Origin of the sequence: uncultured Allobosea sp., from assembly GCF_945956895.1 — a bacterium.
In the GTDB taxonomy this organism is placed as follows: Bacteria; Pseudomonadota; Alphaproteobacteria; order Rhizobiales; family Beijerinckiaceae; genus Allobosea.
Genome location: NZ_CAMFJF010000001.1, coordinates 19,787 through 34,675, shown reverse-complemented (window position 1 = coordinate 34,675; position 14,889 = coordinate 19,787). Strand labels below are relative to the sequence as shown.

Sequence of the window (14,889 nt, the reverse complement as noted above, 5' to 3'; positions counted from 1 at the left end):
GCTCGGATCGTTCAAACAATCTTGATTTCTTGACCTTTCGGATTCGGGAGACCCATGCATCACGGCCCGCTGATCGCCATTATCGTCGCGGGCCTAGGCCTGGCTTTCGTCTTCGGGGCTCTCGCCCAAAAGCTGCGGATCTCCCCCCTCGTCGGCTACCTTCTCGCCGGCGTCGCCGCTGGCCCGTTCACGCCGGGCTTCGTCGGCGACCAGAACCTCGCCAACGAGCTGGCAGAGATCGGCGTCATCCTGCTGATGTTCGGCGTCGGCCTGCATTTCTCCCTGAAGGACCTGCTCTCGGTGCGGGCGATCGCCGTGCCCGGCGCCATCGTTCAGATCGGCATCGCCACGCTGCTCGGCCTCGGACTCGGCAGGCTGCTCGGCTGGAGCTGGTTTTCAGGCGTGGTCTTCGGCCTGGCGCTCTCCACCGCTTCGACCGTCGTGTTGCTGCGTTCGCTGCAGGAGCGGCGGCTGGTCCAGACCGAGCGCGGCCGCATCGCAGTCGGCTGGCTGATCGTCGAGGACATCGCGATGGTTCTGGCGCTGGTGCTGCTGCCGGTTCTGGCCGAGATCATCAACGGCACGCCCTCCGGCGGCAGCGCGCCGCTCGCCACCCGCTTCGACCTCGGCGTCTGGGGTGTCCTTGGCCTGACCTTCGCCAAGCTCATCGGCTTCCTCGCCTTCATGCTGCTGATCGGCCGGCGCGTCATCCCCTGGGTGCTGCACTGGGTCGCTCATACCGGCTCGCGGGAGCTGTTCCGGCTGGCGGTTCTCGCTGTCGCGCTCGGCGTCGCCTATGCGGCGGCGACCCTGTTCGGCGTCTCCTTCGCGCTCGGCGCCTTCTTCGCCGGCATGATCCTGTCGGAATCGCCGCTCTCGCAGCGCGCAGCCGAAGAGACGCTGCCGCTGCGCGACGCCTTCGCGGTGCTGTTCTTCGTCTCGGTCGGCATGCTGTTCGACCCCGGCATCCTCCTGCGCGCGCCGGGCCCGCTGATCGGCACGCTCGCCATCATCCTGATCGGCAAATCCGTCGCGGCCTGGTTGATCATGCGTGCCTTCGGCCGCTCGCAGACCGCGGCCCTGACGATCTCGGCCTCGCTCGCCCAGATCGGCGAGTTCTCCTTCATCCTTGCCGGCCTCGGCACAGCTTTGGGCATCCTGCCGGCGCAGGGGCGCGACCTGATCCTCGCCGGCGCGATCCTGTCGATCCTGCTCAACCCCGTAATCTTCGCCCTGGCCGAGCGCCTGGCGCCGGAAGCCCCGGCCGCCAAGCCGAAACCGGCGGCAGCTTCCGAAGCCGGCGAACCAGAGGCTGCCGCGCCCGAGCCGCAGCCGGAGCCTACGCCGGAACGCGACATCACCCCGACCAGCCTTGCCGATCACATCGTCGTCGTCGGCTATGGCCGCGTCGGCAGCCTGCTCGGCGCCGGCCTGCTCTCTCAAGGCGCCAAGCTCCTGGTCATCGAGGACAATCCCGACGCGGTCGAGACGGCAAAGCGCGACGGCGCCGAGCTCCTCGTCGGCAACGCCGCCGACCCCGAGGTGCTCTCCGCCGCCGCGGTCGGCCGGGCGGTGCGCCTCTTTGTCGCCATTCCCGGCAGCTTCGAGGCCGGCCAGGTCTGCGAACAGGCCCGCGCCGAGAACCCGGCCTTGCCGATCGTCGCCCGCGCGCATTCCGATGCCGAAGTCGCGCATCTCACCAAATGCGGGGCGACGCTGACGATCATGGGCGAGGCCGAGATCGCCCGCGCCATGCTTTCGCTCTGCCAGAACCTCAGCGGCACCGCACCGGTCGAGCCTGCCGCTCCCGCCAAGCCGGCGAAGCCCGAGAGCATTGCTGAGTTGTCGGCTCCCAGGCCACCAGCGGCCAAGCCGGCGGAAGACCCGCCGGCCGATCCTCCGGCTGCAGCATAAGCAAAGGGCGGGACGCAAGGCGCCCCGCCCTTTCCGCATTCAAGCGCTGTTCGAGTTCAGTCGACGAGGTCGAAGCGCACGTCCTGAACGCCTTCGTAGAGCGTCTTGCGGCCGAGCGTGTAGAGGTTCTCCAGCCCCGAGGTCAGGGTGATGAAGTGGTTGCCGGAGAGCACGCCGGCCTTGCTGGCAAACTGCACGCCGCCATAGGCGAGCAGGATCTCGGTCTCGCTGACGCCGCCCGGATACAGGATGATGTGGCCGGGAGCCGGATAGGCGGTGTTGTTCTCGTAGCCGACGCCGAAATCGAGATCGCCTAGCGGCATCCAGACGCCCTCGCCGCTCCAGCGCACATGCACCATCTTGCTGATGAACGGCATCTGCTTCTTGAAGGCGGCGCAGGTCTTCGGCGCGGCTTCCAACTCGAACTTGGCGTCGAACTTGAACGGCCCGGCGGTGACGATCAGCTTGCTCATGAAATCCCCGTCTTCTTGGAAACGTTTCGGACCCGCTGAATGACATCACGTCCGCGGCCCGCGCAAGAGCGCTGCCGGAACAACTGCGACGCCGGAACGTGAAGGATACCGGCGGCGTCAGGGTCCCTTGCACCGCCTTTTCCCAAAGCGCGCCGTCATCCCGGGCGGAGCGCAGCGGAGATCCGGGATCCATCGTAGAGCGCAGCGCCCTTCGATGGATCCCGGGTCAAGCCCGGGATGACGGAGAGGCTCGGTGCAAGATTGGCAGGCCGGCAGCCGCTCAGCCGATCGCGTCCCTGAGGTCGAGCGTGCCGGTCTTGCCGATCGCCTCGTAGTTGCGCTTCAGCCAGCGCCGCCCGGCGTTGCGGCCCATGTCGCGCAGCTTGAGCAGGAACGACCATTCCGCATTCATGCGCGACGACGAAGCGAGCTCCGCCAGCGGCGGGCCGCCGTCGATCCGATGCATCAGCACGCGCTTGTACTCCTCGCGCGGCAGCTTGCCGGAATCGACGAGGCGATTGACGAAATCGATCGCGCGGAGCTCGCGCAGCAGCGAGGCGTTGAAGGTGATCTCGTTCAGCCGATCCTGGATCTCGCGCGCCTTGGTCGGCAGTTCCCGCCGCTGGATCGGATTGATCTGGACGAGCAGAATGTCGTCGCAATGCGCCTGGTAGAACAACGGATACAGGGCCGGGTTGCCCATATAGCCGCCATCCCAATAGGCCTCGCCGTCGATCTCCACCGCCTGGAACACCATCGGCAGGCAGGCCGAGGCCATGACGTGGTCGGCGGTCAGGTCCTTGCGCTCGAACACGGCGATCTTGCCGGTGCGGACATTGGTCGCCGCGATGAACAGCTTCACCACATCGCAGGCCCTGACCTTCTCGAAATCGATGAGATCGGCGACAACCCCGCGTAGCGGGTTGATGTTGAGCGGATTGACGTCATAGGGGCTCGCCACCTTCGCGAACATCTCGAAGAACAGCATGCCGGGCGGCGTGCCGTTATTGTTGCCCCAGGCGCCAAGCATGGTGTCGAGCAGCGAACGCTCCGAGCCGCCATATTTCCCGTCGACGCTGATCGCCCGCCAGAAGGCTTCGAGCTTGGCGCGCGCGCCATCGATGCCGCCATCGATCCAGCCCTCGGCCAGCACGACGGCGTTCATCGCGCCGGCACTGGTGCCCGTCAGCGCCTCGATGCCGAGGCGCCCGTCTTCCAGGATGGCGTCGAGCACGCCCCAGGTGAAGGCGCCATGCGCGCCTCCGCCCTGCAGCGCGAGCGAAACCGTCTTCTCCGCCTTCGGACCGACCAGTCCTTTGACCGGTTCGGCCTTGCGGGACGGGCGGCCGCTCACGCAGCGGTCCAGCCGCCATCCATCGGCAGCGTCGTCCCGGTGATCGACTTGGCCGAGTCCGTGCACAGGAACACCGCCAGCGCCGCGACCTGCTCGACCGTGACGAACTGCTTGGTCGGCTGGGCATCGAGCAGCACGTCGTTGATCACCTGCTCCTTGGTGAGCCCGCGCGCCTTCATCGTGTCCGGGATCTGCTTCTCGACCAGCGGCGTCCAGACGTAGCCCGGCGCGATCGCATTGACCGTGATGCCCTTGGTCGCGACTTCCAGCGCCACAGTCTTGGTCAGGCCGGCAACGCCATGCTTGGCCGCGACATAGGCCGACTTGAAGGGCGAGGCGACGAAGGCATGCGCCGAGGCGGTGTTGATGATGCGGCCCCAGCCCTTCTCCTTCATTTTCGGCAGAACGGCGCGGATCGTATGGAAGGCCGAGGACAGGTTGATCGCGATGATCTGGTCCCATTTCTCGATCGGGAACTCGTCGATCGGCGAGACGAACTGGATGCCGGCATTGTTGACCAGGATGTCGATGGCGCCGAAGACCTTCTCGCCCTCGGCGATGAAGCCGGCGATCTCGGCGGGCTTGGTCATGTCGGCGGGCGAAAACACCACCTTGATACCAAATTCCGCCTCCAGATCGGTGCGCAGCTTCTCGGCATCAGCCGGCGCCATGATGCCGTTGATGACGAGGTTGGCGCCCTCGGCGGCAAGCGCGCGAGCATAGGCCAGTCCGATGCCGGAGGTCGAGCCGGTGATCGCAGCGGTACGGTCTTTGAGGAACATGAGCGTCAAGGCTCCTGACAATCGGGAAGAAAATGCTTAGGTTCGGGCCAGACAGGGCAATGGAACGGCCGGATATCGCCGCACGTTGCCCGATGACCCTTCGCAACGCAACATGACGAAAATGCAGTCAGACGCGCATATGCATGACGACCATGTGCACCACACACATGACGGGCAGGCCTGCCGCCATGCCGAGGATCACCGCCGCCACGCGGCGGATGCCCTCGCGCGCGCCGAGCGCATCTGCCGCGAACGGGGTCTGCGCCTGACGCCGATCCGGCGGCAGGCGCTGGAAGCCCTCCATGCCGACCATCGCCCCGTCGGCGCCTATGATCTGGCCGACCGCATCTCGCCGGCCGGCGGCCGGCGGCTCGCGCCGATCTCGATCTATCGCGCCCTCGATTTTCTGGTCGAGCAGGGCTTCGTCCACCGCCTCTCGTCGAAGAACGCCTATATCGCCTGCCTGCACGGCCATGGCGCGAACGAGGTCGTCGCCTTCCTGATCTGCGAGGCCTGCGGCGGGGTCGACGAGGATTCCTCGCCCGCCATGAAGAAAGCGGTGGCGGCGATCGCGGAAAACCGGCAATTCTCTCCCTCGCACCAGATGGTCGAGATCGTCGGGCTCTGCGAGCATTGCCGGAATGCCGGATCATGATAGAGAGCCCGCATGAATGAGCGCGCCTTTTCCTATCTGACGCCGGAACGCGCCGGCCCGCTGGGCCGCCAGCTCACCGTCCCCGTCAAGGTCGGCCATGTCACGGTCGGCGGCGGCGCGCCCATCGTCGTGCAGTCGATGACCAATACCGACACCGCCGATATCGCGGCGACGGTGGCGCAGGTCGCGGCGCTCGCCCGGCAGGGTTCCGAACTCGTCCGCATCACCGTCGACCGCGACGAGGCGGCAGCCGCCGTGCCGAAGATCCGCGAGCGGCTCGACCGCATCGGCGTCGACGTGCCGCTGGTCGGCGACTTCCACTATATCGGCCACAAGCTGCTGAGCGACCATCCGGCCTGCGCCGAGGCGCTGGCGAAATACCGGATCAATCCCGGCAATGTCGGCTTCAAGGACAAGAAGGACAAGCAGTTCAGCCAGATCATCGAGCTTGCGATCAAGCACAGCAAGCCGGTGCGCATCGGCGCCAACTGGGGCTCGCTCGACCAGGAACTCCTGACCGCGTTGATGGACGAGAACGCGCGCGCCCTGCGCCCGCTCGACGCCCGCGCCATCATGCGCGAGGCGATGGTGCAATCGGCCCTGCTCTCGGCCGAACGCGCCGAGGAGCTCGGCCTTGGCCGCGAATACATCATCCTCTCCGCCAAGGTCTCAGGCGTGCAGGACCTGATCACGGTCTACCGCATGCTGGCGAGCCGCGCGGACTACGCCATCCATCTCGGCCTGACCGAGGCCGGCATGGGCTCGAAGGGCATCGTCGCCTCCTCGGCCGCGCTCGGCATCCTTCTGCAGGAAGGCATCGGCGACACCATCCGCTATTCGCTGACGCCCGAGCCCGGCGGCGACCGCACGCTCGAGGTCAGGACGGCGCAGGAACTGCTCCAGACCATGGGCTTCCGCGCCTTCGTGCCGCTGGTAGCCGCCTGCCCCGGCTGCGGCCGCACCACCTCGACCGTCTTCCAGGAGCTGGCGCGGGATATCCAGAACTGGATTTCCACCTCCATGCCCGAATGGAAGACACGCTATCCCGGCGTCGAGAACCTCAACGTCGCGGTCATGGGCTGCATCGTCAACGGCCCCGGCGAGTCCAAGCATGCCGATATCGGCATCTCGCTGCCCGGCACCGGCGAGGCGCCGACGGCCCCGGTCTTCGTCGACGGCAAGAAGGTCGCGACGCTCCGCGGCGCCGGCATCGCCGCCGAATTCAAGAGCATGGTCGCGACCTATGTCGAGCGGCGCTTCGGCGTCGGTCTCGGTACCAGCGGCTGATCCCGCCTTTGCGTGCCGCCCGCAACGTGTTAGAGGCCCCGGCCTTTCGCTGCGCCGCAGCATGTGCGGAGATCCCTGATGGGGCATGAGAACCCGAATCCTGCGACCGTTCGGCCGGAGGATTCACGCTTCGGGCTTGACGCCAGCCATGACCAGAATGGCGGCCACGGCAAGCATGGCTTCGCCGCGCTGGCGCTGGGTGCACTCGGCGTCGTCTACGGCGATATCGGCACGAGCCCGCTCTACGCGCTGCGCGAAACGATTCTCGCCGCGACCGGCGGTGCCGAAAATGCTGCGGTTCCCCCGAGCGTGGTCATCGGCGTGCTCTCGCTGATCCTCTGGTCGCTCGTCATCGTCGTGACCCTGAAATATGTCGTGCTGCTGATGCGCGCCGACAATAACGGCGAAGGTGGCATCCTCACCCTCGTCGCGCTGGCCCAGCGCAGCCTCGGCCGCGCCCGCAGCCATGTCGTCCTGCTGCTCGGCATGATCGGCGCCGGCCTGTTCTACGGCGACACCGTGATCACCCCGGCAATCTCGGTCCTCTCGGCGATCGAGGGCGTGAAGCTGATCACGCCGGCGCTCGACGACTACATCCTCTGGATCGCCTCGGTGATTCTGATCGGCCTGTTCGTCATGCAGAGCCACGGCACCCACCGCGTCGCGACCCTGTTCGGGCCGATCATGCTGGTCTGGTTCCTCACGCTCGCGGGGCTCGGCATCTATCATATCGCTGACGATCTCAGCGTCTTCCGCTCGATCAACCCCTGGTACGCGCTGCTCTTCTTCCGCGATCATGCCGGCGTGTCGCTCGCCGTGCTCGGCTCGGTCTGCCTGGCGGTGACGGGCGCCGAGGCGCTCTATGGCGACATGGGCCATTTCGGCCGCGGCCCGATCCGCGGCGCCTGGCTCTATGTCGTCTTCCCGGCCTTGTGGCTCAACTATCTCGGCCAGGGCGCGCTGATCCTCTCCGACCCGACCGCGATTGACAATCCGTTCTACCGCCTCGCGCCGCAGGGCCTGCTGCTGCCCTTCGTGATCATGGCGACGGTCGCGACGATCATCGCCAGCCAGTCGGTCATCACCGGCGCCTTCTCGCTGACCCGGCAGGCGATCCAGCTCGGCCTGCTGCCGCGCATGGAGATCCGCCACACCTCCGAGCAGACCTCCGGCCAGATCTACGTGCCGCGCGTCAACCTGCTGCTGCTCGTCGTGGTGCTGATCCTGGTCTGGTCGTTCCGGACGTCGTCGAGCCTGTCGCATGCCTATGGCATCTCGGTCTTCGGTACGATGGTGGTCTCGTCGATGCTCGCGGCCATCGTCATCCGCCGCCACTGGGGCTGGAGCCCGCTGGCGACCGGCGCGCTCATCCTGCCCTTCCTGCTCGTCGACGTTTCCTTCTTCTCGGCCAACATGCTGAAGCTGCTCCATGGCGGTTATGTGCCGGTGCTGCTCGCCATGGGCCTGACGCTGGTGATGTGGACCTGGATGCGCGGCACCAAGATCCTGTTCGACAAGACCCGCAAGACCGATGTGCCGCTGCTCGAACTCGTCACCATGCTCTCGAAGAGCCCGCCCGCGCGCGTGAAGGGCATGGCCGTCTTCCTGACCAGCGACCCGGAGACCGCGCCGGCCTCGTTGCTGCACAACCTCAAGCACAACAAGGTGCTGCACGAGCGTAACGTCGTCCTGACCGTGCGCTCGGCCGACACACCCCGCGTCGTCGACGAGGAACGCGTGCGCCTCGCCCGCATCACCGACGATTTCTGGCGGGTCGACATGGTCTATGGCTATATGGAAAGCCCGAACGTACCGAAGGGCCTGGCCATGCTGCGCAAGCAGGGCTTCAAGTTCGACATCATGTCGACCTCGTTCTTCCTGTCGCGCCGCTCGATCAAGGCCTCGCCGCAATCGGGCATGCCGATCTGGCAGGACAATCTCTTCATCGGCCTGACCAAGAGCGCGACCGACGCGACGGACTTCTTCCAGATCCCGACCGGCCGCGTCGTCGAGGTCGGCACGCAGGTCACGGTCTGACGGCGTTCAAGCCGTCATTCGGGGGCATTGCCAAGAAAATCAGTCCGGAAAAAGCAAATAGCGCGCCGCAGAGACTGCTTGGCAAGTCGCTGCGGGGAGTCGAATGGCGGTGCTTTCGAGAACCGGAGCGGAGCGTACTACAGTACGTGAGCACCGGAAGCGCAGAAAACGCCGTCAGTCGACCGCCGCAGTAGAGTTGCCGAGTGGTCTCTCAGTCCAGTCGTGCCGAAGCCGCTTCCTGCGGCACACGCCGCACCCGCTCCCGATAGAGCAGGTAGAGACCCGACGCGATCACGATGCCGGCACCGACGAAGGTCCAGAGGTCCGGCAACTGGTCGAAGACCAGCCAGCCGAGCAGCAGCATCCAGACGATCTGCGAATAGATGAAAGGCGCCAGCACGGTAGCCGGCGCCAACCGATGCGCCAGGATCAGGAGCCAGTGACCGAAGCCGCCGAGCGCGCCGACGGCGATCATCAGGAACCAGGGCAACAGCGTCTGCGGCGTTTCCCAGATCCAGGGCAGGAGCGGAATGGTCGCCAATGTCCCCGCCGCGCCGGAATAGATCATCGTCGTTTCCGATGAATCATGGCCGGAGAGCATGCGGGTCGACAGGGAATAGAAGGCGTAGCACAGGCAGCCCATGACGCTGAGCAGCGCCGCCGGATGCATGCCGCCAATCCCCGGTCGCGTCACCACCAGCACGCCGATGAAGCCGACGCCGATCGCGGCCAACCGCCGAGGCCCGGGCCATTCCCCGAGCAACGGTCCGGAGGCCAATGCCACCAGCAACGGTGTCGCGAACATGATCGAGATCGTCTCGGCCAGCTGAAGATAGCGCAGCGCGATGAAGTTCAGCGCCGTCGAGCCGAGCAGGAGCAGCGATCGGCCCCACTGCAGCCAGGGCCGCTTGGTGCGCAGCACGCCGGGATGCGTCCAGGGGTTGATCAGGGCAAACACCATGATCATGCTGCCGGCATAGCGCGCGAACACCACTTGCAGCGGGTTCATCGACTGGCCTAGCCATTTCGCGCTGGTATCCAGCATCGAGAACAGCAGGACGGCCGCGCACATCAGGCCGATCGCAGCCATGCGCGCGCGGCCCGTCTCGGAAGGCGCCACTGAAGGGGAGGACACGGAGTCTCGCCATGCTCTGGAGGAATGACGAGAGCAGATTGAACCGATTTAGCTCGCGTTGCCACTACACCGGAGCATGCACTCCATGCAGAAATCAGGCGTCGCTATCGGCCTCGTCGAGCTCGGGATCGTCATGGTCGGCACCGGCCTTGGAAAGACCCTTGGCCGCCTTACGCAGGAGCTTGCGCAATTGCTTGCGCTCCTTGCCGTCGAGCTTGTCAAGGAGCTCTTCCTCAACCTCGTTCCAGACTGCGTCGAGCTCGGCCGCCGTGTTCTGACCGGCTTCGGTCAGCGCGACCTGTACCAAACGGCCGTCGCGATTGCCGCCCTCGCGCGTCACAAGCCCTTGCAGCGAAAGCCGCCCGATCGTCTTCGACACGGTCGGCGGCTTGACGCGCAGCAGTGCCGCGAGCTCGCCCATCGTCATCGCAGCCGGCTGCAGGGCCTTCAGCGCCTGCTCCTGCCCGGGAAACAAACCCAGCCCGTTCAGCCTCTCGCCCATCCGCGAGCGATGCAGCCGCGCGGTGACGAGCAGGGCACGGCCGACACTCTTCTCGATTGCCTTGGTCATGGGGTCGATCCTTCGGGCCGATCCTTGGACGGGTAAGCAGACGCTTCGCCGGCTGCGTATTCGCGCGCGAACATGACAGACGGATGACAATCGAATGTCAGAGCTAAGAGAGCGCGAGTTTCGCCGCAACTTTCTTCAGGAAAGCCGCCCGGCTGGTCGGTGTCGAGAGATTCATCTCATGATGGGCGAGATAGGTCGTACGCGCCAGCGGGTGGCAGACGGCGCGCAGCGCCCGGCAGACCGCCTTGCGCGGCGGGTCGCCCATCAGGAAGGCGCGCCAGCGCGAGCCGCCATAGCTCGTCACCGCGACGAGCCGGCGGATGTTATGCAAAGCTGGCTGTGCCTTGCCATCGACCATCTTGAACGAGACGCCAGGCAGGAAGACGCGGTCGAGAAATCCCTTCAGAATCGCAGGATAGCCGAAATTCCAGACCGGGAAACACAGCACCAGCGCCTCGGCCCGCTTCACCCGCTCGACATAGCCGGCAACAGGCAGCGTGTTGCTGTCCGTGTCGTGATAGCCGCGCCGCTCCTCCCGGCTCAGCACCGGGTCGAACCCCTCCGCATAGAGATCGCAATCGTCGACCTCGTGCCCCGCCGCCCTCAGGCTGGCGACGACCGTCTCATGGATGGCGGCGCCGAAGCTCTCCGGCACAGGATGGGCATAGAGGACGAGGACGCGCATGGCGGTGTCTCCAAGAGCGGATTGCGTTCCGAAGGAACCACGACGTCATCCCGGACAAGCCGCGAAGCGGCGTCGATCCGGGATCCATCGTAGAGCGCCGGCGCCCTTCGATGGATCCCGGGGCAAGCCCGGGATGACGCCGTATTTCCCTGCGAAGCCAGTAAGGTCCTTAGCCGACCCCGGCTTCGGCAAGGCTGCGGAACAGGAAGGTCTTGCCCGAGCGATAATCGTAGCTCGGGTCCTCCCAGGCGATCATCTTGCCGGGGTTGAGCAGGCCCTGCGGATCGGCCTCGCGCTTGAAGGCGAGTTGCGTCTCGTCGGTCTGCTTCATGCCGCCCTCCTCCAGCGTGTAGCGATGCGGATTGAAGATCGGCGCGCCCATCTCTTCGTGGATCGCCATGATCTCCTCCAGCCGCTCTTCGCTGGTGAAGCGCACCAGCGGCAGGCCGAAGCAGGTGATCTTGCCGTCGAAGCGCACGAATTCGAGATGACAGGTCACCTCGTCGCCGAGGCGGGCATGGATCTTGTCCACGAGATCGACCTGGTTCGGGAAGGGATAGAGTACCTGCAGATAGGTGATCGCCGGATCGACGCGCAAAGCCCGCAGCGTCGTGTGGTTCCAGCCGAGCTCATAGGCCGGCGGCAGGCCCTTGGCATCCTCGGGCGCGAGTTTGTCGGTGCGCAGCAGCAGCTCCGCGCCCTTGAAGCGCCGCGCATAGGCGCAAAGCGCATCCACCGCGAAATCGGCGGCCATGACGATGACGAGATGGCTGTCGCGGGGCAGGAACTTGCGATGGCGCAGGAAGTAGTCGTGCGGCGCGGGCGCCGCGACAACGCTGAGGTTCTTCAGCGCGAGCCCGTCCTGCTCGCCGACCGCATTGGCGAATTCGGTCGCGGTGCGCAGGTCCTCGAAGCCGACGATGACATCGACCCAGTTGTAGGCCGGGCCGAGCGGCATCTCGACCTCGGTGATGATGCCGTTGGTGCCATAGGCATGGGCGACCTTGTGCAGATCCTCACCGGAGAACTCGAGGATGCGCGGGCTTGCCTCCATCGTCGCGACCCTGAGCCGGATGATGTTGCCCCAGTCGCGCAGGCCGCCCCATTTGATCGAGCCGACGCCGCCCGAACCGCCGGCGATGAAGCCACCGATCGAGGCGGTCTGGTAGGTCGAGGGATGCAGCCGCAGTTCCTGCCGCGAAGCGCTGCGCGTCTCGTCGTCGATCCGCGCCATGATCGCGCCGGGCTCGGCGACATAGCGGCCGGCGGCGATCTCCTTGACCTTGTTGAAACCGGAGAGGTCGAGCAGCACGCCGCCCGAGAGCGGCATCGCCTGCCCGTAATTACCGGTGCCGGTGCCGCGCGGCGTCACGGGAATGCCCAGCTCGTGGCAAGCCGACAGCACTTGCACGACCTCGGCCTCGCTCGTCGGCGAGACGACGATGTCGGCCACGACATGATCGAGCTGACGCTTCAGGATCGGCGAGTACCAGAAGAAGTCGCGGCTCTTCTGCTTCACCAGCGCCGGGTTCTCCTCGGTGCGAATGCTGCCGAGGCGCGCCTTCAGCGTGGCGATGTCGTAGCGTGCAGTCATGATGCTCTGCCCATCAGATGGTCGAGTTCGCGGTAGTCCGGCAACGTCCGGTTGATCGCCTTGCCGGAAACCAGCACGGTGCGATCGGCCTGCGGCCGGGAGAAGAGTTCGGTCCAGTCGCGCGCCCGCGTCAGGATGAGATCAGCCGGGGCGCCGACCGCGATGACGCCGGCTTCGATGCCCATCGTCTGGGCAGGGGTCCGTGCCACGGCATCGGCCCAGTCCGGTCCGGAATGATCGAGTTGGAGGATGCGGGTGCCCTCGCGCAGCACCTCGACGAGATCGAGATCGCCATAGGCGTAGAACGGGTCGCGCGTATTGTCGGAGGCGATCATCACCGGCACGCCGGCCGCCTTCAGCTCGTGCAGCGCCGTGACGCCGCGCCAGCGCGGCGTGCGGCTCTGTTGGCGATCCTGCAGATACATGTTGCACAGCGGCAGCGAGACCACGTCGATGCCGGCCTCGCGAACCTTGGCGATGATCCGCGCCTCGTCCTCCGGCGCCTGAAGGGCGAGCGAGCAGCAATGCCCGCAGAGGATGCGGCCGGTGAAGCGATGGCGCAGGGCCGCCTCCGCAATATGCTCCAGCGAGCGTGCCGCCGGATCTTGGGTCTCATCGACATGGAAGTCGAGATCGAAGCCGTTCTCGATCGCTGCCCGGAACAGGATGTCGAGCGCCCGGTCAAGCTCGGGGATCATGTAGGTGACGCAGCCGAGCAGCCTGTCGCCATGCGCCTTCACGGCAGCGACGATCGCCTGCATATGCGCGGGATCGAGCGCAGCATCCGCTCCGAACAGCGGCGAAGCCTGAAGCGCGATACGCCCTGCCCATTCCGCCCGCAATTCCGCATAGACCGGCCAGGAGATGCCGATCTGCTTGCCCAGCGAATCGAGATGCGTCCGCATCGCCGCCGTGCCGTGGGCGAAGGCGCCGCGCAGCGAGAAATCCATCCGCGCCCGCACGTCCTCAGCCGACCAGTTCGCCTCGCGATCGGCGCCGACCGTGTTCAGCGCCCCGGGAAAGGTGCCGTCCGGATTGGGGCTGCGCGGCCAGATATGCCCCTTGTCGAGATGGACATGCGCATCGACGAGCCGAGGCAGCGCAATGCCGCCGTCGAGGCTCAAAGCAGTTCTCGACCCAGCGCTTGCCGTCCCGGCAGGCTCGATCGCCGCGATGCGGCCATCAGCGATCGCAAGATCGACGCGCGCTAGCCCGTTGCGATCGACCTGGATAGCAGCGCCCTCGATCAGGCAGGCAGGCACGCGCAAGTCGGTCAGGCGGAAAGCGGAGGCATCGGGTAGGCGGGCGAAACCGGTCGTCACGTTGTCTCGCCTCTCCTGCCTCTCAAGCTCCGGTTCGGAGATACCGGGCCGATGGAACAGTCGCAAGCCGCGCCGGCCCCTCCTCCCCCGCTGATGACGTCGCAGCCGGGGAAGCCACGCATTCGGGCTTGTCCGGACCGGCGCGATCGCGCATGAGGGCGGCGTCATCAGCCAACACGAGGTCGGACCCATGACCGGCGAAGCCCGCATCATCGACGGCAAGGCCACTGCCGCTGCGCTCAGGGCCGAGATCGGCCGTGAGGTCGCAGCGATCAAGGCGGCGCGCGGGATCGTTCCCGGTCTCCATGTCGTCCTCGTCGGCGAGGACCCGGCCAGCAAGGTCTATGTCGCCTCGAAGGAGAAGCTCGCGGTCGAGGTCGGCATGAATTCGGTCGCACACCGGTTGCCGGCCGATACGACGGAAGCACAGCTCCTCGCCAAGCTCGCCGAGCTCAATGCCGACGATAACGTCGACGGCATCCTCGTCCAGCTGCCGCTGCCGAAGCATATCGACACCGGCCGGATCATCGATGCCATCGACCCGGCCAAGGATGTCGACGGCCTGCACCCGATCAATGCCGGCCTGCTCGCCGGCGGCAAGAACGGCCTCGTGCCGTGCACGCCGCTCGGCAGCATGCTTCTGCTGAAGCAGGCCCTGCCCTCGCTGTCGGGGCTCGACGCCGTGGTGATCGGCCGCTCCGAGCTGGTCGGTCGCCCGGTCGCGCAGCTCCTGCTCCAGGCCGACTGCACCGTCACCATCGCCCATTCGCGCACGCGCGACCTGTCGGCGGTGGTGAAGCGCGCCGATATCGTCATCGCCGCGGTCGGCCGTCCGCGCATGGTCAAGGGCGACTGGATCAAGCCCGGCGCGACCGTGATCGATGTCGGCATCAACCGCCTGCCCGACGGCAAGCTCACCGGCGACGTCGATTTCGCGGAAGCCGTGAAGGTCGCGGGCGCGATCACCCCGGTCCCGGGCGGCGTCGGCCCGATGACCATCGCCTGCCTGCTCAAGAACACGCTGACAGCGTTCCACGCGCGGCGGGGATAGGGCGCAAACGAGCGATCGCGTTAAGCATA

At 66.3% G+C, this 14,889-nt stretch carries 13 protein-coding genes; 5 read left to right on the top strand and 8 right to left on the bottom strand.

Annotation, left to right across the window (positions count from 1 at the left end):
* Positions 1-54 precede the first annotated feature (54 nt).
* Complete coding sequence (ybaL, locus tag Q0Q02_RS00150; protein WP_293806030.1) at positions 55-1,914, top strand: YbaL family putative K(+) efflux transporter; 1,860 nt, start codon at positions 55-57, stop codon at positions 1,912-1,914.
* Between the two features lie 56 nt (positions 1,915-1,970).
* On the opposite strand, the gene Q0Q02_RS00145 is transcribed toward ybaL, so the two are convergent.
* From Q0Q02_RS00145 to Q0Q02_RS00135, 3 genes are all read right to left on the bottom strand, one after another.
* Positions 1,971-2,387 (bottom strand): DUF3830 family protein, encoded by a 417-nt coding sequence (locus Q0Q02_RS00145; RefSeq protein ID WP_047578809.1) that lies wholly within the window; start codon positions 2,385-2,387, stop codon positions 1,971-1,973.
* Between the two features lie 280 nt (positions 2,388-2,667).
* On the bottom strand, positions 2,668-3,741 hold the full coding sequence (locus Q0Q02_RS00140; RefSeq protein WP_293806029.1) for a patatin-like phospholipase family protein: 1,074 nt from the start codon (positions 3,739-3,741) through the stop codon (positions 2,668-2,670).
* Positions 3,738-4,523, bottom strand: coding sequence for a 3-hydroxybutyrate dehydrogenase (locus Q0Q02_RS00135; protein WP_293806028.1), 786 nt, complete (start codon positions 4,521-4,523; stop codon positions 3,738-3,740). The genes Q0Q02_RS00140 and Q0Q02_RS00135 overlap by 4 nt, the downstream gene beginning before the upstream one ends.
* A 112-nt stretch (positions 4,524-4,635) precedes the next feature.
* Between Q0Q02_RS00135 and Q0Q02_RS00130 the strand changes: the two genes are divergently transcribed.
* The 3 genes from Q0Q02_RS00130 (at position 4,636) to Q0Q02_RS00120 (ending at position 8,502) form a co-directional block, all read left to right on the top strand.
* Positions 4,636-5,178 carry a transcriptional repressor gene (locus Q0Q02_RS00130; RefSeq protein ID WP_293806027.1) on the top strand — a complete coding sequence of 181 codons (543 nt, stop codon included), beginning with the start codon at positions 4,636-4,638 and terminating at the stop codon, positions 5,176-5,178.
* A gap of 12 nt (positions 5,179-5,190) precedes the next feature.
* Positions 5,191-6,465, top strand: a complete 1,275-nt coding sequence (gene ispG, locus Q0Q02_RS00125; protein WP_293806026.1) for a flavodoxin-dependent (E)-4-hydroxy-3-methylbut-2-enyl-diphosphate synthase — start codon at positions 5,191-5,193, stop codon at positions 6,463-6,465.
* A 78-nt stretch (positions 6,466-6,543) separates the two neighbouring features.
* The gene (locus Q0Q02_RS00120; protein ID WP_293806025.1) at positions 6,544-8,502 is read left to right on the top strand and encodes a potassium transporter Kup; all 1,959 of its coding nucleotides are present in this window, start codon (positions 6,544-6,546) and stop codon (positions 8,500-8,502) included.
* A gap of 211 nt (positions 8,503-8,713) precedes the next feature.
* Here Q0Q02_RS00120 and Q0Q02_RS00115 read toward each other — a convergent pair whose 3' ends face one another.
* From Q0Q02_RS00115 to Q0Q02_RS00095, 5 genes are all read right to left on the bottom strand, one after another.
* On the bottom strand, positions 8,714-9,637 hold the full coding sequence (locus tag Q0Q02_RS00115) for a DMT family transporter (RefSeq protein ID WP_293806024.1): 924 nt from the start codon (positions 9,635-9,637) through the stop codon (positions 8,714-8,716).
* A 94-nt stretch (positions 9,638-9,731) separates the two neighbouring features.
* A complete protein-coding gene (locus tag Q0Q02_RS00110; protein WP_293806023.1) occupies positions 9,732-10,208 on the bottom strand; it encodes a MarR family winged helix-turn-helix transcriptional regulator in 477 nt (158 codons plus the stop codon).
* Between the two features lie 103 nt (positions 10,209-10,311).
* Positions 10,312-10,893 (bottom strand): NAD(P)H-dependent oxidoreductase, encoded by a 582-nt coding sequence (locus tag Q0Q02_RS00105; RefSeq protein WP_293806022.1) that lies wholly within the window; start codon positions 10,891-10,893, stop codon positions 10,312-10,314.
* A 169-nt stretch (positions 10,894-11,062) separates the two neighbouring features.
* Positions 11,063-12,487 carry an FAD-binding oxidoreductase gene (locus Q0Q02_RS00100; protein ID WP_293806021.1) on the bottom strand — a complete coding sequence of 475 codons (1,425 nt, stop codon included), beginning with the start codon at positions 12,485-12,487 and terminating at the stop codon, positions 11,063-11,065.
* A complete protein-coding gene (locus Q0Q02_RS00095; protein WP_293806020.1) occupies positions 12,484-13,809 on the bottom strand; it encodes a cytosine deaminase in 1,326 nt (441 codons plus the stop codon). The genes Q0Q02_RS00100 and Q0Q02_RS00095 overlap by 4 nt, the downstream gene beginning before the upstream one ends.
* 190 nt (positions 13,810-13,999) lie before the next feature.
* Between Q0Q02_RS00095 and folD the strand changes: the two genes are divergently transcribed.
* The gene (folD, locus tag Q0Q02_RS00090) at positions 14,000-14,860 is read left to right on the top strand and encodes a bifunctional methylenetetrahydrofolate dehydrogenase/methenyltetrahydrofolate cyclohydrolase FolD (RefSeq protein WP_293806019.1); all 861 of its coding nucleotides are present in this window, start codon (positions 14,000-14,002) and stop codon (positions 14,858-14,860) included.
* Positions 14,861-14,889: the final 29 nt, after the last annotated feature.